Origin of the sequence: Streptomyces sp. 6-11-2, assembly GCF_006540305.1 — a bacterium.
GTDB lineage: Bacteria > Actinomycetota > Actinomycetes > Streptomycetales > Streptomycetaceae > Streptomyces.
In genome coordinates, this window is sequence record NZ_BJOR01000001.1 from 1,615,170 (window position 1) to 1,635,368 (window position 20,199).

At 72.3% G+C, this 20,199-nt stretch carries 20 protein-coding genes; 6 read left to right on the forward strand and 14 right to left on the reverse strand.

What is annotated here, in order from left to right:
- Window positions 1-12: 12 nt before the first annotated feature.
- From TNCT6_RS06620 to TNCT6_RS06645, 6 genes are all read right to left on the reverse strand, one after another.
- On the reverse strand, window positions 13-696 hold the full coding sequence (locus TNCT6_RS06620) for a response regulator (RefSeq protein WP_141357536.1): 684 nt from the start codon (window positions 694-696) through the stop codon (window positions 13-15).
- Window positions 693-3,236 carry an ATP-binding protein gene (locus TNCT6_RS06625; protein WP_141357538.1) on the reverse strand — a complete coding sequence of 848 codons (2,544 nt, stop codon included), beginning with the start codon at window positions 3,234-3,236 and terminating at the stop codon, window positions 693-695. Before TNCT6_RS06625 ends, TNCT6_RS06620 begins: the two co-directional genes overlap by 4 nt.
- Window positions 3,237-3,481: 245 nt before the next feature.
- Window positions 3,482-4,174, reverse strand: coding sequence for an ABC transporter ATP-binding protein (locus TNCT6_RS06630; RefSeq protein ID WP_141357540.1), 693 nt, complete (start codon window positions 4,172-4,174; stop codon window positions 3,482-3,484).
- Window positions 4,175-4,365: 191 nt separating this feature from the next.
- Window positions 4,366-5,133 (reverse strand): DUF3710 domain-containing protein, encoded by a 768-nt coding sequence (locus TNCT6_RS06635; protein WP_141357542.1) that lies wholly within the window; start codon window positions 5,131-5,133, stop codon window positions 4,366-4,368.
- Between the two features lies 1 nt (window position 5,134).
- A complete protein-coding gene (gene dut / locus TNCT6_RS06640) occupies window positions 5,135-5,686 on the reverse strand; it encodes a dUTP diphosphatase (protein WP_141357543.1) in 552 nt (183 codons plus the stop codon).
- The gene (locus TNCT6_RS06645) at window positions 5,683-6,267 is read right to left on the reverse strand and encodes a PaaI family thioesterase (protein WP_141357545.1); all 585 of its coding nucleotides are present in this window, start codon (window positions 6,265-6,267) and stop codon (window positions 5,683-5,685) included. Before TNCT6_RS06645 ends, dut begins: the two co-directional genes overlap by 4 nt.
- A 57-nt stretch (window positions 6,268-6,324) precedes the next feature.
- On the opposite strand from TNCT6_RS06645, the gene TNCT6_RS06650 reads away from it, so the two are divergent.
- Window positions 6,325-6,801, forward strand: coding sequence for a DUF3093 domain-containing protein (locus TNCT6_RS06650; RefSeq protein ID WP_141357547.1), 477 nt, complete (start codon window positions 6,325-6,327; stop codon window positions 6,799-6,801).
- Between the two features lie 45 nt (window positions 6,802-6,846).
- On the opposite strand, the gene TNCT6_RS06655 is transcribed toward TNCT6_RS06650, so the two are convergent.
- From TNCT6_RS06655 to TNCT6_RS06670, 4 genes are all read right to left on the reverse strand, one after another.
- Window positions 6,847-7,845 (reverse strand): hypothetical protein, encoded by a 999-nt coding sequence (locus TNCT6_RS06655; RefSeq protein ID WP_141357549.1) that lies wholly within the window; start codon window positions 7,843-7,845, stop codon window positions 6,847-6,849.
- Window positions 7,846-7,858: 13 nt separating this feature from the next.
- A complete protein-coding gene (locus TNCT6_RS06660) occupies window positions 7,859-8,155 on the reverse strand; it encodes a DUF4193 domain-containing protein (protein WP_003997302.1) in 297 nt (98 codons plus the stop codon).
- Between the two features lie 393 nt (window positions 8,156-8,548).
- Entirely contained in the window at window positions 8,549-9,796 is a 1,248-nt protein-coding gene (locus TNCT6_RS06665; protein WP_141357551.1) for a HAMP domain-containing sensor histidine kinase, read from the reverse strand.
- A gap of 6 nt (window positions 9,797-9,802) precedes the next feature.
- On the reverse strand, window positions 9,803-10,456 hold the full coding sequence (locus tag TNCT6_RS06670; protein WP_028424348.1) for a response regulator transcription factor: 654 nt from the start codon (window positions 10,454-10,456) through the stop codon (window positions 9,803-9,805).
- 425 nt (window positions 10,457-10,881) lie between these two features.
- Here TNCT6_RS06670 and TNCT6_RS39770 point away from each other — a divergent pair, with 425 nt between their 5' ends.
- A complete protein-coding gene (locus tag TNCT6_RS39770; RefSeq protein ID WP_019981855.1) occupies window positions 10,882-11,055 on the forward strand; it encodes a hypothetical protein in 174 nt (57 codons plus the stop codon).
- 78 nt (window positions 11,056-11,133) lie between these two features.
- On the opposite strand, the gene TNCT6_RS06675 is transcribed toward TNCT6_RS39770, so the two are convergent.
- Complete coding sequence (locus TNCT6_RS06675) at window positions 11,134-11,949, reverse strand: inositol monophosphatase family protein (RefSeq protein WP_141357553.1); 816 nt, start codon at window positions 11,947-11,949, stop codon at window positions 11,134-11,136.
- Between the two features lie 8 nt (window positions 11,950-11,957).
- Window positions 11,958-13,085, reverse strand: a complete 1,128-nt coding sequence (locus TNCT6_RS06680; protein ID WP_141357555.1) for a ferrochelatase — start codon at window positions 13,083-13,085, stop codon at window positions 11,958-11,960.
- A gap of 155 nt (window positions 13,086-13,240) precedes the next feature.
- Between TNCT6_RS06680 and TNCT6_RS06685 the strand changes: the two genes are divergently transcribed.
- Window positions 13,241-14,479 (forward strand): MFS transporter, encoded by a 1,239-nt coding sequence (locus TNCT6_RS06685; protein ID WP_141357557.1) that lies wholly within the window; start codon window positions 13,241-13,243, stop codon window positions 14,477-14,479.
- Window positions 14,439-15,758 (forward strand): D-arabinono-1,4-lactone oxidase, encoded by a 1,320-nt coding sequence (locus TNCT6_RS06690; protein WP_141357559.1) that lies wholly within the window; start codon window positions 14,439-14,441, stop codon window positions 15,756-15,758. The genes TNCT6_RS06685 and TNCT6_RS06690 overlap by 41 nt, the downstream gene beginning before the upstream one ends.
- On the opposite strand, the gene TNCT6_RS06695 is transcribed toward TNCT6_RS06690, so the two are convergent.
- A complete protein-coding gene (locus TNCT6_RS06695; RefSeq protein WP_141357561.1) occupies window positions 15,682-16,521 on the reverse strand; it encodes a hypothetical protein in 840 nt (279 codons plus the stop codon). The two genes, TNCT6_RS06690 and TNCT6_RS06695, sit on opposite strands and share 77 nt — an antisense overlap.
- Window positions 16,522-17,009: 488 nt before the next feature.
- Between TNCT6_RS06695 and sepH the strand changes: the two genes are divergently transcribed.
- On the forward strand, window positions 17,010-18,035 hold the full coding sequence (gene sepH / locus TNCT6_RS06700) for a septation protein SepH (RefSeq protein ID WP_141357563.1): 1,026 nt from the start codon (window positions 17,010-17,012) through the stop codon (window positions 18,033-18,035).
- Between the two features lie 155 nt (window positions 18,036-18,190).
- On the opposite strand, the gene TNCT6_RS06705 is transcribed toward sepH, so the two are convergent.
- On the reverse strand, window positions 18,191-19,042 hold the full coding sequence (locus tag TNCT6_RS06705; protein ID WP_141357565.1) for a sulfurtransferase: 852 nt from the start codon (window positions 19,040-19,042) through the stop codon (window positions 18,191-18,193).
- A gap of 300 nt (window positions 19,043-19,342) precedes the next feature.
- On the opposite strand from TNCT6_RS06705, the gene TNCT6_RS06715 reads away from it, so the two are divergent.
- On the forward strand, window positions 19,343-20,146 hold the full coding sequence (locus TNCT6_RS06715) for a VOC family protein (protein WP_141357569.1): 804 nt from the start codon (window positions 19,343-19,345) through the stop codon (window positions 20,144-20,146).
- Window positions 20,147-20,199: the final 53 nt, after the last annotated feature.

Sequence of the window (20,199 nt, forward strand, 5' to 3'; positions counted from 1 at the left end):
CGACGGACCCGCTCACTTCTCGAAGCGGTAGCCCATCCCCGGCTCCGTGACGAAGTGCTTGGGGTGCGAGGGGTCGGCCTCCAGCTTCCTGCGCAGCTGTGCCATGTACACGCGCAGATAGTTCGTCTCCGTGCCGTACGACGGCCCCCACACCTCCTGGAGGAGCTGCTTCTGGCTGACGAGCCGGCCGGTGTTGCGCACCAGCACCTCCAGCAGATGCCATTCGGTCGGGGTGAGCCGTACGTCCTTGCCGCCCCGGTTGACCTTCTTCGCGGCCAGGTCGACGGTGAAGTCCTCGGTCTCCACCAGCACGCCGTCCTCGCCGTTCCCGACGGGCTCGGCGCGGCGGACGGCGGCGCGCAGCCGGGCCAGCAGCTCGTCCATGCCGAAGGGCTTGGTGACGTAGTCGTCGGCGCCCGCGTCCAGCGCCTGGACCTTCTCGTCGGAGGAGTGGCGGGCGGACAGCACCAGGATCGGCACCCGGGTCCAGCCGCGCAGGCCCCTGATCACCTCGACGCCGTCCATGTCGGGCAGGCCGAGGTCGAGGACGACCACGTCGGGGTGGCGGGAGGCGGCGAGGTCGAGGGCGGTCCGGCCGTCGGAGGCGGCGTCGACCTCGTACTTGCGTGCCTTGAGGTTGATCACGAGGGCGCGCACGATCTGCGGCTCGTCGTCGACCACCAGCACCCGCGTCATGTGGTTTGCCTTTCTGGTTCGGCGAGTCGTGCGGGGACGCGAAGGCTCTTCACGGCCCGCAGGGTGAGGACCATCGTCAGACCGCCGCCGGGTGTGTCCTCGGCGTTGAGCGTGCCGCTCATGGCCTCGGCGAAGCCGCGCGCCACGGCGAGGCCGAGGCCGACGCCGGCTCCGCGCGGGGCGTCGCCGTGCCGCTGGAACGGCTCGAAGATACGGTCCTTGGCCTCGTCCGGGACGCCCGGTCCGCGGTCCACGACCCGGACCTCGACCCGGTCGGCCATGGCGCTGGCGGACACCAGCACCGGCTCGTCCGGCGGACTGTACTTCACGGCGTTCTCCACCAGGTTGGCGACCGCGCGCTCCAGCAGCCCGGGGTCGACGGCGACCATCGGCAGGGACTCCGGGATGTCCAGGTGCGCGCTGTCCTCGGGCACCCCGCCCAGTGCCATCGGCACCACCTCGTCGAGGTCGATCTCGCGAATCAGCGGGGTGACCGTGCCGGTCTGGAGGCGGGACATGTCCAGCAGGTTGCCCACGAGGTGGTCGAGCCGGTCGGCGCCCTCCTCGATGCCCTGGAGCAGCTCCGCGCGGTCCTCCTCGGACCACTCGACGTCCTCGGACCTGAGCGAGGAGACGGCCGCCTTGATCCCGGCGAGCGGCGTGCGCAGATCGTGGCTGACGGCGGCGAGCAGGGCGGTGCGGATGCGGTTGCCCTCCGCGAGGGCGCGCGCCTGGTCGGCCTCCTCCTGGAGGCGCCGGCGCTCCAGGACGACGGCGGCCTGGGCGGCGAAGGCGGCCAGCACCCGGCGGTCGGAGGCGGGCAGCACCCGTCCGGTCAGCGCGAGCGCCATGTGGTCACCGACGGGCATGTCCACGTCGGCGTCCTCCGGGCGCTGGAGCGGTCCGCCCGTGCCCACGCGGCCGGCGCAGGTCCAGGGGTCCACGTCGCTCTGCCGTTCGAGCAGCGCCACCGATTCCATGACGAAGGTCTCGCGGACCCGCTCCAGGAGCGCTTCCAGGCTGGTCTCGCCGCGCAGCACGCTGCCCGCGAGGAACGACAGTATCTCCGCCTCGGCGCGCAGCCGGGCGGCCTGGTGGGTGCGGCGGGCCGCGAGGTCCACCACGGAGGCCACGGACACGGCGACCCCGACGAAGATCGCGATGGCGACGATGTTCTTGGGGTCGGCGATGGTCAGCCGGTGCAGGGGCGGGGTGTAGTAGTAGTTCAGCAGAAACGATCCGACGGCTGCCGAGGCGAGCGCCGGCAGCAGCCCGCCCAGCAGGGCCGCGGCCACCGTCAGGGCCAGGAACAGCAGCATGTCGTTGGCCAGGCCGAGGTCCCCGGCGTTCAGCAGCAGCGCGAGGGCCACCGGTCCGGCGACCGCGACCGTCCAGCCCCAGACGATCCGGGCGCGGCCGAGCCGGGCACCGCGGGCCACCGGCAGCCCCCGCCCCTTGGCGACCTGTCCGTGGGTGACGATGTGCACGTCGAGGTCGGGGCCCGACTCGCGGGCCACCGTGGCGCCCACGCCCGGTCCGAACACGTACTGCCAGGTCTTGCGGCGCGAGGAGCCCAGCACGATCTGGGTGGCGTTGACCCCGCGGGCGAAGTCGAGCAGCGCGGCCGGTATGTCGTCGCCGACGACGTGGTGGAAGGTGCCGCCCAGGTCCTCCACGAGGGTGCGCTGGACGGTCAGTTCCTTCGGGGAGGCGGAGGTCAGTCCGTCGCTGCGGGCGATGTAGACGGCCATGACCTCCCCTCCGGCACCCTTCTCGGCCAGCCGGGCCGCCCGGCGGATCAGCGTGCGCCCCTCGGGGCCGCCGGTGAGGCCGACCACGATCCGCTCGCGCGAGCCCCAGATCTTGGAGACCTGGTGCTCGCTGCGGTAGCGCTGGAGGTATTCGTCGACCCGGTCGGCCACCCACAGCAGGGCCAGTTCGCGCAGCGCGGTGAGGTTGCCGGGCCGGAAGTAGTTGGACAGGGCGGCGTCGACCTTCTCCGGCTTGTAGATGTTGCCGTGCGCCATCCGGCGGCGCAGGGCCTCCGGCGACATGTCGACCAGCTCGATCTGGTCGGCCCGCCGCACCACCTCGTCCGGGACGGTCTCGCGCTGCCGAATGCCCGTGATCGACTCGACGACGTCGCCGAGGGACTCCAGGTGCTGGATGTTGACCGTGGAGATGACGTCGACGCCGGCCGCGAGCAGTTCCTCCACGTCCTGCCAGCGCTTGGCGTTGCGGGAGCCGGGGATGTTGGTGTGGGCGAGTTCGTCCACCAGGGCGACGGCCGGGGCGCGGCGCAGCGCGGCGTCGACGTCCATCTCGGTGAAGGTGGTCCCGCGGTACTCCAGTACCTTGCGGGGGACCTGCTCCAGGCCGTGCAGCATCACCTCGGTGCGCGGCCGGTCGTGGTGCTCGACGAACGCCACGACACAGTCGGTGCCCCGCTCCACCCGGCGGTGTGCCTCGGACAGCATCGCGTACGTCTTGCCGACGCCCGGTGCCGCACCGAGGTAGATCCGTAGCTTGCCGCGTCCCATGGCCCCATTGTCTTCCCGTCACGGCTGTGCATGCCGTGTGTGTGCCGCGTCGACCTTACGGCCGATATTCGCGACATAAGGGGTCGCGCGGGGGCGGATGGCCGTCTTTGACGCAACCCTGACGTGCACGGCGTCACGGCTTACGACGTGAGGGCGCCACAGCGTTACGGCGCGAGGCGCGGCGTCACGGCATCACGTCACGACGTCACGACGTCACGACGCGACAGCGGTACGGCGCCAGGGCGTCACGATTCGACGATCTTGCCGTCGCGCAGCTCCAGAACCCGGTCGGCGAGGTCCAGGAGGGTCGCGTCGTGGGTCGCGACCAGCGCGGTGACCCGCTCGCTGCGGACGACCGCACGCAGCAGCTCCATCACGGCGTGGCCGGTCTCCGCGTCGAGCTGGCCGGTCGGCTCGTCGGCTATCAGGAGCGCCGGCTCGTTGGCGAGGGCGCGAGCGATGGCCACGCGCTGCTGCTGGCCGCCGGAGAGCTCACCGGGCCGCTGCCGGGCGTGGTCGGCGAGGCCGACCAGGGACAGCAGCAGCTCGACGCGCTCCTCCCGGGCGCGCGGATCGGCGCGGCGCAGCCGCATCGGGACGCCGACGTTCTCCGCGGCGGTGAGGATCGGGATGAGACCGAAGGACTGGAAGACGAACCCGATGCGGTCCCGGCGCAGGGCGAGGAGGCCGTCCTCGCCGAGTTCGGACAGATCGCGGCCTTCGACGTGGACCCGTCCCCGGTCCGGCTCGTCGAGCCCGCCGACGATGTTGAGCAGCGTGGTCTTGCCGGAGCCTGAGCGGCCCTTGAGGGCGACCAGTTCGCCCCGCGGCACCTCGAAGGAGACTCCGCGCAGGGCGTGCACGGCGGCCGCCCCCTGTCCGTAAGACTTGTGGACGTCCTCGACGCGCACCATGGTCTCGGTGATCACCTGGCTCATGTGCCCTCCCCGTTCCCGTCCCCCGCGGACCGGGCGCCAGTATCACCAGCCGCGCCCGTCCCTTCAACACCCGGTCACCATCCAAACGGACGGATGTCCGCGAAGGTTTCCGGCCGGGACCGCCGAGAAGCCCCGCACAACGGAGGGCCGCACCCGGAAGGTACGGCCCTGAGCCCTGTCGATGACCGTTCTCAGCGGACCTCGGTGATCTCCGGTCCGCGCTGGAGCTGGCCCATCCCGCCGGAGAAGCGGGACTGGCCCTCGTCCTGCTGGACGCCCTCGGGCACCATCTGCGCGTCGTTCGGCAGCTTCAGGACGATCGGGTCGCGGGGCGCCATCGGGCCCTCGCCGCGGACCACGACCGTGTCCCGGAAGATCTGCTCGAGCAGTCCGGCCGCCTGCGGCTGCACCGCGCCCTGACCGGAGATCACCCCGCGCAGGAACCAGCGGGGACCGTCCACGCCGACGAACCGCACGACCTGGTAACCGCCCGTGCCGTCCGGGAGCTGCACCGGCACCTGCGCGCGCAGCTCCCAGCCCAGCGGCCCCTCGACCTCGTCGACGATGCCGCCCTGCTGGGTGATGCCGCTGCCGATCTCCTCGCGCACCTCGCCCCAGATGCCCTCGCGCTTGGGCGCGGCGAAGGCCTGCAACTGGATGGCGCTGTCGTGCAGGACGACGGTCGCCGCGACGATCGCGTCGCCCGCGACCTCGACCCGCAGCTCCATGCCCTCGACGCCGGGCACGAACATGCCGCCGAGGTCCACACGGCCCTCGGCGGGCTCGCGCACCTCGGAGCCGTCCCAGGGCCCGTCGGGCCGCGGTTCGGGCTCGAGCCTCACACGCTCGCGCTCGCCCTCCACGTCTACGTCCGCCTCGGTGTCGACGCTGTCGACGACCTGCTCGGCCTCGCCGGCCGCGTCCTCGGCGGCACCCTTCTTCTTGCGACGTCCGAACACGTCACTGTCCTTCCCGGTCGGATACGACCGAAGCGTATCGATTCCCACCCGCCGGTCCGCCAACGGCGGCCCGACCGTTCGTGCCGCTCGCGCCGTCCACGGCGGCGTGGCCGCCGGTGGACCCGAAGCCCCCCTCGGCCCGCGCCGAGCCGGGAAGCTCCGCCACCTCCTGGAAGCGGACCCTCTCGACCTGCTGGACGACCAGTTGGGCAATCCGGTCGAAGCGCTCGAACCGCACGGACTCGCGCGGGTCGAGATTCACCACGATCACCTTGATCTCCCCACGGTACCCGGCATCAACCGTCCCCGGGGCATTCACGAGGGCGACACCGCAGCGGGCGGCGAGTCCGGATCGCGGGTGCACGAAGGCCGCGTACCCCTCCGGGAGCGCGACAGACACACCCGTGGGCAGTACGGCGCGCTCCCCCGGCGCCAGTTCGCACGCCACGGTGGTGCGCAGATCGGCACCCGCGTCACCGGGGTGCGCGTACGCCGGAAGCGGCACGTCGGCGTCGACACGCCGGATCAGGACGTTCAGGGGCTCACGGCTCACGGGTTCACCTCGAAGGCGCGGACGCGACGAACCTGGTCCGGGTCGTTCATGACGGCCTGGATCTCCCGGTCGCGGCCGTGATCGACGAAGTGGTCGACCTTGACCTCGACGAAAAGGGCCTCGGCGCGGACGGCGACCGGGCCGTCGGGGCCCCCGACGCGTCCGGTGGCCCTGGAGTAGATCTTCCGTCCGGCCACCGCGGTGACCTCGGCCTCCAGGTGCAGGGTGGTGCCGACCGGCACCGGGCGCACGAAGTCCGTCTCCAGCCGCCCGGTCACGGCGATCGTCCGCAGCAGCCAGTTCAGCGAGCCGAGGGTCTCGTCGAGGGCGGTCGCGAGGACCCCGCCGTGGGCGAGGCCGGGCGCGCCCTGGTGGGCGGGCTGCACGGTGAACTCGGCGGTGATGCGGACACCCTCGCCGGCCCGCGCCTCGAGGTGCAGCCCGTGCGGCTGCTCCCCGCCGCAGCCGAAACACGCCGCGTAGTGCGAGCCGAGGAGTTCGCCGGGGGCGGGGGCGTCGGGGTGCCGGACCGGATCAACGGCGTCGGGCGGGGGCTGAAGAGCTGCGGAACTACCACTCACAGGCGCAGACCTTACCCGCGCGTCGGCGTGCGCCCGACACCGTGCCAAGCTGGGTTCATGCAGCTTTCCGCCCAGCCGTACGAAGAACGCCTCACCGCGCCCCGTTCCTGGTGGCTGATCAGCCTTCTGATGGGCATCTCCTGCGCCCTGATCCTGCTTCCCTTCGGCACCCTGCCGATGCTGGGCGGTCTGGCCGGCGGCACCGCGGCGGCGGCGGTCGTGGTGAGCTCCTACGGCTCACCGCGCATCCGGGTCGTGGGCGGTCTGCTGATCGCGGGCGAGGCGAAGATCCCGGTCACGGCGCTCGGCGAGGCGGAGGTGCTGGACGCGGAGGAGGCGCGCGCCTGGCGCACCCACAAGGCCGACACCCGCGCCTTCCTGCTGCTGCGCGCCTACATTCCCGGGGCGCTGCGGGTCATGGTCACCGACCCGGAGGACCCCACGCCCTACCTGTACCTGTCGACGCGGGAGCCGGAGCGGCTGGCCCAGGCGCTGAGCGCGGCGCGGGCGGCCGTGGAGCCCGAGGCCGCGTAGCCAGGGGCCGCACGGCCCCGTAGGGGTGTTCCTGGGCGGGGCTCGTCAGCTCCCGGGGTTTCCGGAGCCTCCGGTGGTGTCGGGGCCTTCAACGCCGTCGGAGCCGTCGCCGGGGTCCTGGAGCGGCAGTGGACGCCCGGGTTTCTCCAGGGGCGGCAGCGGGGGCAGTTCGTCCCACGGGACCTGGATCTTGCGCAGGTCGGAGCGGATGCGGGCGGCGAGCCTCCTGGTCTCGCGCCGGTTCATGACGGCACCGGCCGCGGCGCCCACCATGAAGGGCGTCAGCTTGGGCAGGCCCCGCGCCGTCCGCTTCATGATCTGCCGGCGCAGCTGGCGCCTCACCTTGCCCCCGAGGGCGATGTCGATCGTCGACGGATTCCGCACGTCGATCCGGCGCTCGTGCGACCAGACGTTCAGATACGCGGTACTGCGGGCCTTCAGATTTCCGGGGGGCCGCACCCCGTACACCTCGTGGAGTTCCGCGATCAGCTTGAGTTCGATCGCCGCGACTCCGGTGACCTCCGCGGCCAGCTGGGTCGGCATCGCGGGCGGTACCGGCAGCATCGCCGCGGCCCCGACGCCCGCTCCGACCGTGGAGGAGGCGCCCGCCGCACCCGCCACCAGCTTGTCCGCGAGCTGTTCGGGCCCGAGGCCCGGGAACTGCCGGCGCAGCGTGGTGAGGTCCCGTACGGGGATCCGCGGGGCCATGTCGATGACGCGGTCGGTGAGGTACGAGAAGACCGCCCTGGCGTGGCCACCGCTCACGCGGGCGCCGTCTCTGGCCGCCTGCCCGGCCTTCCGGGCCCGGTGCCGGATCGCCGCGGCCTGCCGCCGGGCCACGGGCGCGGATCCACCCGCCGGGACGGCGGGGTCACCGCGCCCGGAGACCGATGCGAGCACGGGCGATCCCGCCGATCCGTTCGGGTCGGATGTACGGGATGGCCCTCGCTCGTCGTCACGCGCGCCGTGGGAGCCGTCGGACGGCTCCGAGTCCGCTCCCCCGCTGGGGGTGCGGCGCTTCCAAGGAGGGGTCGAGCCAGTCACGGCCGACCCTGCCTCAGTCGCAGTCGCGGCAGATCGGCTGACCGTTCTTCTCGCGGGCCAGCTGGCTGCGGTGGTGCACCAGGAAGCAGCTCATGCAGGTGAACTCGTCCTGCTGCTTGGGCAGTACCCGGACAGCCAGTTCCTCGTTCGAGAGGTCCGCGCCGGGCAGCTCCAGGCCTTCGGCGGCCTCGAATTCGTCGACGTCCACGGAGGAGGTCGACTTGTCATTCCGCCTGGCCTTCAGCTCTTCCAGGCTGTCCGAGTCGACGTCGTCGTCGGTCTTGCGTGGGGTGTCGTAATCGGTTGCCATGTCGCTCTCCCCCTCTGGGTGTATGCGGTGTCTCCAGCGCACGTAACGCGTGAGAGGCCGGACTTGTGCCCGACCTGAGGCGGAGATTTTGCCTCACATCAAGGTCTGTTACTCAATCGACACCCAACCGCACTCCTCAAGAGTGATCGGCTTGGATGGCGATCGGGACCGTACACGGTCCGAATGCCCCGCTCCAAAGCGGTCTCACCGTGTACTTCCCGTGATCATGCCCCCTGAAAACCGGGATTTTTCCGGCATTTCCAAGGCTCGCGTGGCCACGGAGAGTAGATGGCCGGAAAACCGCCCATGTGATTGATCACACACGGTGAGGCCGGGAACGGCCCCGGGAATTTCCGCGCAAAGCGAACATCCCCGCGTGTCGGCGCAATGATCTCAGATCGGCAGGGCCACCCGCATCACGAGCCCACCCCCCTCACGCGGCTGGGCCGAAATGTGCCCGCCGTGCGCCCTCGCCACGGAGCGGGCGATGGACAGGCCCAGGCCGACGCCCTTGTCGCTGCCGGTGCGCTCGGTACGCAGCCGTCTGAATGGCTCGAAGAGGTTGTCGATCTCGTACGCCGGGACGACCGGTCCGGTGTTCGCGACGACGAGGATCGCCTGACCGTGCTGGACGTCCGTGACGACCTCCACCCATCCCTCCTCCGCCACGTTGTACCGCACCGCGTTCTGCACCAGGTTCAGGGCGATCCGCTCCAGCAGCACGCCGTTGCCCTGGACGACCGCAGGCTTGCGCTCACCGCGGATCTTGACCCCCTTGGCCTCCGCCTCCCCGTGGACCTGGTCGATGGCCTGCGAGGCGACCTCGGCGAGGTCCACCGGCTTGCGCTCGACGATCTGGTTGTCGCTGCGGGCGAGCAGCAGCAGGCCCTCGACGAGCTGTTCGCTGCGCTCGTTGGTGGCCAGCAGGGTCTTGCCGAGCTGCTGGAGCTCCATCGGCGCGTGCGGGTCCGAGAGCTGCACCTCCAGGAGCGTGCGGTTGATCGCGAGCGGTGTGCGCAGCTCGTGCGAGGCGTTGCCGACGAAGCGCTGCTGGGCGGTGAAGGCCCGCTGCAGCCGCTCCAGCATGTCGTCGAAGGTGTCCGCGAGCTCCTTCAGCTCGTCGTCCGGGCCGTCCAGCTCGATCCGCCGGGACAGGTCCGAGCCGGCCACGGCGCGGGCGGTGCGGGTGATCCGGCCGAGCGGGGACAGCACGCGGCCCGCCATCGCGTAGCCGAACGCGAAGGCGATCACGGCGAGGCCGAGCAGGGCGAGGAGCGAGCGGCTGAGCAGGCTGTCCAGGGCGACCTGGCGCTGGTGGTCGATGCAGGCGCTGATCGCGGCGTTGAACTCCGACAGCGACAGGTTGCCGTTGTCGACGCCCGGACAGTCGGTGCTGGTGACCCTCAGGGCGTTGAAGTCGACGATCTTGAACAGCGGTTGGTTGCCGGTGCGCAGGGCCTGCGCGGCGAGCAGGTAGATGATCGACAGCAGCAGGATGCCGGCGATCAGGAACATGCCGCCGTACAGCAGCGTCAGCCGTATCCGGATGGTCGGGCGCAGCCACGGGAAGGCCGGCTCCGGCCTTCTGGGGTCCCAGGTGGGTTTCGGGGGCGCCTGGGGCGGCGCCGGGGTCGCGGCCACGGCGGATCAGATCCGGTAGCCGGAGCCGGGCACGGTGACGATCACCGGGGGCTCACCGAGCTTGCGCCGCAGCGTCATCACCGTGACGCGCACGACGTTGGTGAACGGGTCGGTGTTCTCGTCCCAGGCCTTCTCCAGCAGCTGCTCCGCGGAGACCACGGCGCCCTCGCTGCGCATGAGGACCTCCAGGACCGCGAACTCCTTCGGCGCCAGCTGGACCTCCCTGCCGTCACGGAAGACCTCGCGGCGGTTGGGATCGAGCTTGATCCCGGCGCGCTCCAGGACGGGCGGCAGGGGCACGCTGGTACGCCGGCCCAGGGCCCGCACGCGTGCCGTCAGCTCGCTGAACGCGAAGGGCTTGGGCAGGTAGTCGTCGGCGCCGATCTCCAGGCCCTCGACACGGTCGCTGACGTCGCCCGAGGCGGTGAGCATCAGCACGCGCGTGGGCATGCCCAGCTCGACGATCTTGCGGCAGACGTCGTCGCCGTGCACCAGCGGAAGGTCCCGGTCGAGGACGACCACGTCGTAGTCGTTGACGCCGATGCGCTCCAGGGCGGCCGCACCGTCGTACACGACGTCGACGGCCATGGCCTCCCGGCGCAGTCCGGTGGCCACCGCATCGGCGAGCAGCTGCTCGTCCTCGACGACGAGTACGCGCACGTCTTGTCCTTCCTGTGTCCACCCGCGTAGCGCCGCTCGGGGCGCACGCCGGCAGGGGTCCTCGTGGGTGTGTGCTTCCATCCTGCCCTTTTCGGCCGTAAGTCGGCGGTAAGCCGTGGAAGCGGCCGGTGGACAAGAGGCGAGCGGCGGGCGAAGGGGGCGCGAATCCCGAATTTTCTTGTCCGGTCGAGGTTTCCGCCGCGAGGAGTCGGGGGAGGACGGGTTTACACCCCGCGATCACGCTCTGCATGTGCCGCAGCACCATGCGGTACTCCGCGATCCGCTTCCGCAGAGTGGGTGTGGGTGTCCAGCGCCGTCGCCGCCCGGTCGGGCAGCGCCGGGCACCTGCTGAGACGTGATCGCCCCTTCCGAACGGCACACCCCCGTGCCACCGACCCACCGACCCAGGACGAGGGGGCGCAAGCATGGACGCATTCACCGCAGGACTTCTGCAGCGCATAAAGGCGACCGAGTCCGATCTGACGCGGGCTCGTGACGAGGGCGACGACTTCCTCGTCGAGGTCGAGCTGGCCGAACTCGACGACCTGCGCCGCCTCGCCGCCGAACACGGTGTGGAGGTCGGCGTGTCCGGCGTCTGACCAGCCTGCACGCGCACAGCGGGACCCCGGCGAATCCAGCGCCGGGGTCCCGCTGTGCGTGGTGCTCCCGCCGTGCCCTCAGTCGTGCCAGGCGCCGTACTCCTCCAGAAGGCTCTGGAGGGGCTCGAAGACGCCCGGGGTGGCCGCGACCGTCAGCTCGCGGGACGGACGCTCTCCCGGGCGGCCACCCGTCACGACGCCCGACTCCCTGGCGATCAGGTCGCCCGCGGCGAAGTCCCACGCGTTCAGACCGCGCTCGTAGTAGCCGTCCAGGCGGCCCATCGCCACGTCGCACAGGTCCACCGCGGCCGAGCCGCTGCGGCGGATGTCGCGCAGCAGCGGGATCAGCCGGCGGGCCACGTCGGCCTGGTGGGCGCGCACCTCCGCGACGTAGTTGAAGCCGGTGGCGACCAGGGCCTGGTCCAGGGGCGGCGCGGCGCGGCAGGCCAGCTTGCGCTCGCCGGCCCAGGCCCCGGTGGCCCAGGCCCCGCGGCCGCGCACGGCGTGGAACGCCTCGTCGCGCATCGGTGTGGCCACCACCCCGACGACGGCCTCGCCGTCCACCTCGGCCGCGATGGAGACGGCCCAGGTCGGCAGTCCGTACAGGTAGTTCACGGTGCCGTCGAGCGGGTCGATCACCCACCGGACGCCGCTCGTGCCCTCGACGGAGGCGCCCTCCTCGCCGAGGAAGCCGTCGTCGGGGCGCCGGTCGGAGATCAGGCCGGTGATCAGCTTCTCGGCGGCGATGTCCATCTCGGTGACGACGTCGATCGGGCTGGACTTGGTGGCGGCCACCACCAGGTCCGCCGGGCGGCCGTCCCGCAGCAGCTCTCCGGCGCGTGCGGCCGCCTGGCGGGCCAGTTGCAGCAGTTCGGCGGGCAGGGTGTCGGTCACGGGGTTCCTCACGCGTAGGGGCTGTCGGCGCCCGCGGCGGCGGGCCGGGGCGTGCGGGCCGGGCAGCAGCCCACCGGACAGAGGTTGTGGTCCGCGCCGAGCGAGCCCAGGGCGCACGGCGTGACCTGCTGTCCGCGCTCGGTGGCGGCACGCTCCACGATCAGGTCGCGGACGGCGGCGGCGAACCGCGGGTCGGCGCCGACGGTGGCGGAGCGGCGTACCGGAAGGCCCAGTTCCGCGGCCTTGGCCGTGGCCTCGGTGTCGAGGTCGTACAGGACCTCCATGTGGTCGGAGACGAAGCCGATGGGCGCCATGACGACGGCCGGGGCCCCCGCGGCGTGCCGCTCCTCGATGTGGTCGCAGATGTCGGGCTCCAGCCACGGGATGTGCGGGGCACCGGAGCGCGACTGGTAGACGAGCTGCCAGGGGTGGTCGGCGCCGGTGCGCTCGCGGACCGCTTCGGCGATCAGCCGCGCCACGTCCAGGTGCTGGCGGACGTACGCCCCGCCGTCCCCGTGGCCGGGGACCGGGCCGGAGGTGTCCGCGGCGGAGATCGGGATCGAGTGGGTGCAGAAGGCGATGTGCGCGCCGTCGCGGACGTCCTCGGGGAGGTCGGCGAGCGACTCCAGCACTCCGTCGATCATGGGCTGGAGGAAGCCGGGGTGGTTGAAGTAGTGCCGCAGCTTGTCGACCTTCGGCAGGTCCAGGCCCTCGGCCTCGAGGGCGGCGAGCGAGTCCGCGAGGTTCTCGCGGTACTGACGGCAGCCGGAGTAGGAGGCGTAGGCGCTGGTGGCCAGGACCAGGATGCGGCGGCGGCCGTCGCGGACCATGTCCCGCAGGGTGTCCGTCAGGTACGGGGCCCAGTTGCGGTTGCCCCAGTGGACCGGCAGGTCGAGGCCGTGGTCGGCGAAGTCCTTGCGCAGGGCGTCGAGCAGGGCGCGGTTCTGGTCGTTGATCGGGCTGACCCCGCCGAACTGGAAGTAGTGTTCGCCCACTTCCTTCAGGCGCTCGGTGGGGATGCCGCGCCCGCGCGTCACGTTCTCCAGGAACGGGATCACGTCGTCCGGGCCCTCGGGGCCGCCGAACGAGAGCAGGAGCAGGGCGTCGTACGGGGTGGCGTCGAGCACGTCAGGCATGCCTCGATCCTGCCACCCCGCACCCACGGGAGGGATCCCGGCCCGTGGGGGGGGGGAAAGGTGCGCCGGAGCCCGTAGGGGGGTGGTGCGCCGGAGTCGTCCGGTCCGTAAGCTGTATCAGCTTCCTTCACGCCTTACCGGATCGCGGAGTCCCTGTGCCCAGCCCGTACCGTGCCCTGTTCACCGCTCCAGGCTCCAAGGGTTTCTCCGCCGCGGGGTTCCTCGGCCGGATGCCCCTGTCGATGATGGGCATCGGCGTGGTCACGATGATCTCCCAGCTGACCGGGCGCTACGGGCTCGCGGGCGCGCTGTCGGCCACCATCGCGCTGGCCGCCGCGGTCCTCGGCCCGCAGATCTCCCGGCTGGTCGACCGGCACGGGCAGCGCCGGGTGCTGCGCCCCGCGACGCTCGTCGCGCTGACCGCCTCGGCGGTCCTGTTGTTCGCGGCGCACTTCCGGTGGCCGGACTGGGTGCTGTTCGTCTGCGCCGCCGGGATCGGCTCCGTGCCCAGTCTGGGCGCCATGGTCCGCGCGCGCTGGGCGGCCCTGTACCGGGGGACGCCGCAGCTGCACACCGCCTACTCGTTCGAGTCGGTGATGGACGAGGCGTGCTTCATCTTCGGGCCGATCGTCTCCATCGGACTGTCCACGGCCTGGTTCCCGGAGGCGGGGCCGCTGCTGGCCGCCTGCTTCCTGGCGGTGGGCGTGTTCTGGCTGACCGCGCAGCGCGCCACCGAGCCCGCGCCGCACCCGCGCGAGCACCACGGCGGCGGTTCGGCCCTGCGTGCGCGCGGGCTCCAGGTGCTGGTGTCGACCTTCGTGGCGACCGGGACGATCTTCGGGGCGGTCGACGTGGTCACCGTCGCCTTCGCCGACCAGCAGGGACACAAGGGCGCCGCGAGCGTCGTGCTCGCCGTGTACGCGGCGGGCTCCTGCATCGCGGGCGTCGTGTTCGGCCTGCTGCGCTTCGCGGGACCGCCCGCCCGGCGCTGGCTGCTGGGCATCTGTGCGATGGCCGTGAGTATGATCCCCCTCCTACTGGTCGGAAACTTGCCGTTTCTGGCCGTGGCGCTGTTCGTTGCGGGCCTGTCCGTCGCTCCCACGATGATCACGACGATGGCCCTCGTCGAAGAGCACGTACCACGCTCGCACCTGACCGAGGGCATGACCTGGGTGAGCACCGGGCTCGCGGTCGGGGTGGCACTGGGCTCCTCCGTGGCCGGCTGGGTGATCGACGCGGCCGGGGCGCGGGCCGGGTACGGGGTTCCGGCGGTGTCCGGGGCCGTCGCGGTCGCGGTCGGTTTCCTCGGGTACCGCCGGCTCAGCAGGCCGGCTCCGCGGCGGGGAGGCTTCGTTGAGCAGCACGACGAGCGCGAAGAACGGCACATGGCGTAACTGGGGCGGCACTGTCGGCGCGCGCCCCGCACGGGAGGTCACGCCGGCGACGGTGGAGGACGTCGCCGCCGCCGTGCGGAGGGCCGCCGAGGACGGCCTGAGGGTGAAGGCCGTCGGCACCGGTCACTCCTTCACGAGCATCGCCGCGACGGACGGCGTCATGATCCGCCCCCAACTGCTGACCGGCATACGCGAGATCGACCGCGAGGCCATGACGGTCACCGTCGAGGCCGGCACTCCGCTCAAGCGGCTCAACGCCGCTCTCGCGCGCGAGGGCCTCTCGCTCACCAACATGGGCGACATCATGGAGCAGACGGTGTCCGGGGCGACCAGCACCGGCACCCACGGCACGGGCCGCGAGTCGGCCTCGATCGCCGCCCAGATCAGGGGGCTGGAGCTGGTCACGGCGGACGGCTCGGTACTCACCTGCTCCGCGAAGGAGAATCCGGACGTCTTCGCGGCCGCCCGCGTCGGCCTGGGCGCGCTGGGGATCGTCACGGCCCTCACCTTCGCGGTGGAGCCGATCTTCCTGCTCACCGCCCGCGAGGAACCGATGAGCCTGGACCGGGTACTCGCGGAGTTCGACCAACTCTGGGCGGAGAACGAGCACTTCGAGTTCTACTGGTTCCCGCACACCGGCAGCACCAACACCAAGCGCAACAACCGCAGCGCCGGACCGGAGCAGCCGGTGGGGCGGCTGTCCGGCTGGTTCGAGGACGAGTTCCTCTCCAACGGCGTCTTCCAGGTGGCCAACTGGGTCGGCCGCGCGGTGCCCGCCACCATCCCGTCGATCGCCGGGATCTCCAGCCGCGCGCTGTCCGCGCGGACGTACACCGACATCCCCTACAAGGTCTTCACCTCGCCGCGCCGGGTGCGCTTCGTGGAGATGGAGTACGCCGTGCCGCGCGAGGCCCTGGCCGACGCCCTGCGCGAGGTGAAGGCGATGGTCGACCGCTCCGGACTGCGGGTGAGCTTCCCGGTGGAGGTGCGCACCGCGCCCGCCGACGACATCACCCTGTCCACCGCCTCGGGCCGGGACAGCGCGTACATCGCGGTCCACATGTTCCGGGGCACCCCCTACCAGCGGTACTTCACGGCCGCGGAGAACATCTTCACCGCGTACGAGGGCCGGCCGCACTGGGGCAAGATCCACACCGGGGACGCCGGCCGACTCGCCGCGGTCTACCCGCGCTTCGGGGAGTTCACGGCGCTGCGGGACCGGCTGGATCCCCAGCGGCTGTTCCAGAACGACTACTTGCGGAGGGTGCTGGGGCCGTAGCGCTCGCGCCGGGTGCCGGGGCGGAGGTGCCGGCGTCGGACGGCTTGCCCGGCCCGGTGCCGTCGGCGCCCGCGCTCCCGGTGTCCCCCGTGCCGCCGCTGCTCCCGCTGTTCCCCGTGACCTCGGGGGTGGGCGCCGGGCTCACCCCGGTGCCCCGGTCGGGGCGGCCGGAGGCGGCATCGCCCGGCGGTGCCCCGGTCCCGGTCCCCGGCGTCGCCGTGGGCGAGGAGGTGGGAGCCGGCCCGTCGGGCGTCACGGACGGGGTGCGGTGGCCGGTCACGGCGTAGCCGACCGTCGTCCCCCTGCCGCCGCTGAAACTGTCGCCCGACACCAGCTCGTAGGCGGTGATTCCGGCCATGGTGACCCCGAAGACCAGGGCGGCGGCGAGCACGGGCCGCTTCCAGCTCTTGATCCGGGCCCGGTAGACGGTCCCCTCGGTGAACTCGCCCACCGGCGGCGGGGTCCGCCCGGCGGGGGCGGTCGCCGGGGCCGGTACCGGTCCCGGGGAGGCGGCCACTCCGCGCAACTGCTCGCCGGTACGCCGGAAGAAGTGCTGGAAGACCGAGCCGCCGCAGGTGGCCAGGACGCTGACGACACCGGCCCCGAGGATCGTGCCGTAGACACCGAAGTACGAGGCGAGCTTCGCGGCCACCACCGCCGCCACGGCGCTGCCCGCGACCTGAGCGACGCTCAGCTCGATCCGCCTCCTCCTCACCTCCTCCCCGGCACTCGGCTCACCACCGCCATCGAACCTTTCACGCATGACCGGACCTTGCCTGCCTCTGTCGGACACAGCCGCATCTTTCGTATGTGATCGGCCGACTGCACGAGAAAGGGACGTACGGACGAAACCGTTAGTTCCGTTTGCGGTGAATAAGTGAAGTTCGCCACGGGCATGATCGAAAAACCGGTCGAGGGCGGCCGAGTACCGCCTCTGGCGAGAAGTTGGGCGGCGTGCCAATCCACGCACGTGGCCCGAATGGAGTACCGTAATGAGCCCTGGGCCCGGCCTCCCTTCGGGGTGTCCGGGACCTGGCTGGACCGCCGGGAGGGGGCTGGTTGCACAGGGTGACAGAATTGGTCACTTAGCGTTGCAAACAGGTAACCGTGCCATAACGGCGTTCCAGGGCCCGTGCCCGACACGCCGGGCAACTCGGCAAGGTTGTGGCAGGCTGCACCCGGGCAGGCCACACTCGACTAGCGGAAGCAGCGACGCACGTGACGTCGGCAGGCACCACCCGGGAGGTCCCCATGCCCGAACTGCGTGTCGTGGCCGTCTCCAATGACGGCACACGGCTGGTGCTCAAGGCTGCGGACAGCACGGAGTACACGCTTCCGATCGACGAACGGCTCCGCGCCGCCGTGCGCGGCGACCGTCCCCGCCTCGGCCAGATCGAGATCGAGGTGGAGAGCCATCTCCGCCCCCGCGACATCCAGGCCCGGATACGAGCCGGAGCGACCGCGGAAGAGGTGGCCCAGCTCGCCGGCATCCCCGTCGACCGGGTACGGCGCTTCGAGGGCCCCGTGCTCGCAGAGCGCGCCTTCATGGCCGAGCGCGCCCGCAAGACTCCCGTCCGCCGCCCCGGTGAGAACTCCGGCCCGCTGCTCGGCGAGACCGTCCAGGAGCGGCTGCTGCTGCGCGGCGCCGAGAAGGAGACCGCCCAGTGGGACTCCTGGCGCCGCGACGACGGCACCTGGGAGGTCCTGCTGGTCTACCGGGTCGCGGGCGAACCGCACTCGGCCAGCTGGACGTACGACCCGCCGCGGCGCCTGGTACAGGCCGTCGACGACGAGGCCCGCGCCCTGATCGGGGAGTCCGACGACCTCGGCGCCCCGGAACCCAGCTTCCCGTTCGTGCCGCGCATCGCGCGTCTGCCGCGCGAGCGTTCCTTCGACCGGGACCGCGACCGTCCGGCGCTGCCGGGACAGGCGCCCGAACCCGCCGAGGAGAGCGTGGGCGAGCGCGACACGCTGACCAGCCTGCTGGAGGCGGTGCCGAGCTTCCGCGGCGACCTGGTGGTGCCCGAGCGCGCGCCGGAACCCGTGGAGGAGCCCGAGGAGGACCTGGTGGCCGAGGAGCCCCCGGCCCCCGCGGCCTCGGCCGGGTCCGCCTACGCGGACGTCCTCATGCCGCGCTCCGTCACCAGCCACCGCGACCGCCTCACCGGCGCCACCGACCGCCAGGCCGAGGCGGACGGGGTGCGGCCCGGCCGCCGGGCCGCGGTGCCGAGCTGGGACGAGATCGTGTTCGGCACGCGCCGCAAGAAGCAGGATTAGCAAGGCCGTACGAGGCTGGAGGGCCGCGCCCGTCGGGTGCGGCCCTTCCTCGTGCGCGCTCCTTGTGGCCGTACCGGCCGACCGGCCGTCAACCCCTGTGAGTGACCGGCCGGCCGGCTGTCACCCCCTATGAGTGACCGGCGACCGGCGTCCGGTCACTGCGGGTCCGGCCCCACCGCGACCGGCCGGGACGGGTCCGAGGACCACTCCGACCACGAGCCGACGTACAGGGCCGCCGGGATCCCGGCGACGGCCAGCGCCAGCACCTCGTGCGCGGCGGAGACGCCGGAGCCGCAGTAGACGCCGACGTCTCGCCCGTCGGCCGCGCCCAACGCCGTGAACCGCGCCCTGAGTTGCGCGGCCGGCAGGAACCTGCCGTCCGGGCCCGCGTTCTCGGTGGTCGGCGCGGACACCGCGCCCGGGATGTGGCCGCCCACCGGGTCGATCGGCTCCACTTCGCCCCGGTACCGCTCCCCCGCGCGCGCGTCGAACAGCACTCCGGACCGGGCCAGTGCCGCGGCCCCGTCGGCGTCGAGCAGCGGCAGCGCGCCGGGCTTCGGTACGAAGTCGCCCTCGGCCGGTTCGGGCACGTCGGTCTCCAGGGGGCCCTCCCAGGCCGCGAGGCCGCCGTCCAGGACCCGCACGTCGGGGTGCCCGGTCCAGCGCAGCAGCCACCACGCGCGGGCCGCCGCCCAGCCCTGGCCGCCGTCGTGGACGACGACCGGCCGGTCCGCGGACACCCCGGCACGGCGCATCGCGGCGCCGAACACCTCCATGTCCGGCAGGGGATGGCGGCCGTTTCCGCCCGGCGCCGAGGCCAGTTCGCGGTCCAGGTCGACGAAGACGGCACCGGGGATGTGCCCGGCCGCGTGGGCGGCGCGCCCGTCGAAGGGCGCCGCGCCGGCCGCCGTCGCCAGACTGAGCTGCCAGCGGACGTCGAGCAGCACCGGCGGCCGGGGCTCCGCGAGGGCGCTCGCGAGATCGGATGCGGAGATGATGGCGTTCATGGCCACCATCCTTGCGCACGGGGTGGCCACGGCGTCCAGGTCCGGCTACTCTGCTCGGCCGGACAGGTCCGATCACGATGCGTACGGGATCGGCCACATACTGTACAGCCGATCGACATCCGTCGGTAAGCGTGATGAAACGGGCGGGACACCGCACACCGGGCACCCTCCGGACGGGACCCTGCCCCGCCGGCGCCGCGGAAGCGCGCCCGGCACCGGGGGCGGCGCATCGGCTCGGGGTCCGGAGAACGGAATCGAGGCGGCCGTCGAGAGGCCCTGGAGGCCGAGGAGAAGGTGACGATGACCGAGGCACCGGAGCCGGGCGTCCCGAACGGCCGGGCACCCGCCCGGAACAGGCCCGGCACACCGTGCCGGGTGAGCCTGATGGCGCACGGGATGGCCGCCGCCCAGGCCTTCTACGGGGAGCTCTTCGGCTGGGAGTTCCAGCCCGGGCCGAGCCGGCTCGACCCCTGTGTGCGGGCCCTGCTGAACGGCCGTGAGGTGGGCGGCATCGGGCAACTGCCGCCCGGCCGGCGCCTGCCCGTGGCGTGGACGCCCTATCTCGCTTCGGACGACGTGGATCTGACGGCCGAAACGGTACGGCTGTGCGGCGGCACGATCGGGGTGGGTCCGCTGGACGCGGGCGGCATCGGGCGGCTGACGATCGGTTCGGACCCGTGGGGTGCGGTTTTCGGCCTGTTGCGGGCCCGGCCGCACCCGGGCGCGGAGACCACCGGGCTGCCCGGCACACCCGTGTGGCACGAGCTGCTGACCTACGAGACCGCGGGCGTCGCCACGTTCTACAGCAGGCTGTTCGGCTACGAACGGAAGCCGGACGGCTCCGCCGGCGTCGACCGCGTGACCCTGCACCTCGACGGCCGCCCGGTCGCCGCAGTGCACGGGGTGGGCCGGGCCCTGCCCCACGACCGGGGCTCGCACTGGATGACGTACTTCGAGGTCACCGACACCGACGAGGCGACCGAACGCCTCGTCGCCCTGGGCGGCCGGGTCCTCACCCCCGCGCGGAACACCGCCCGCGGCCGCATGGCCATCGTGGCTGATCCCGAGGGGGCACGGTTCGCCCTGATCCAGGGTTCGCGTTGATTCCGTCAAGCCGTGTTGACGGCGGGTGTCGCTCAGAAGAGCGATATCGGCAG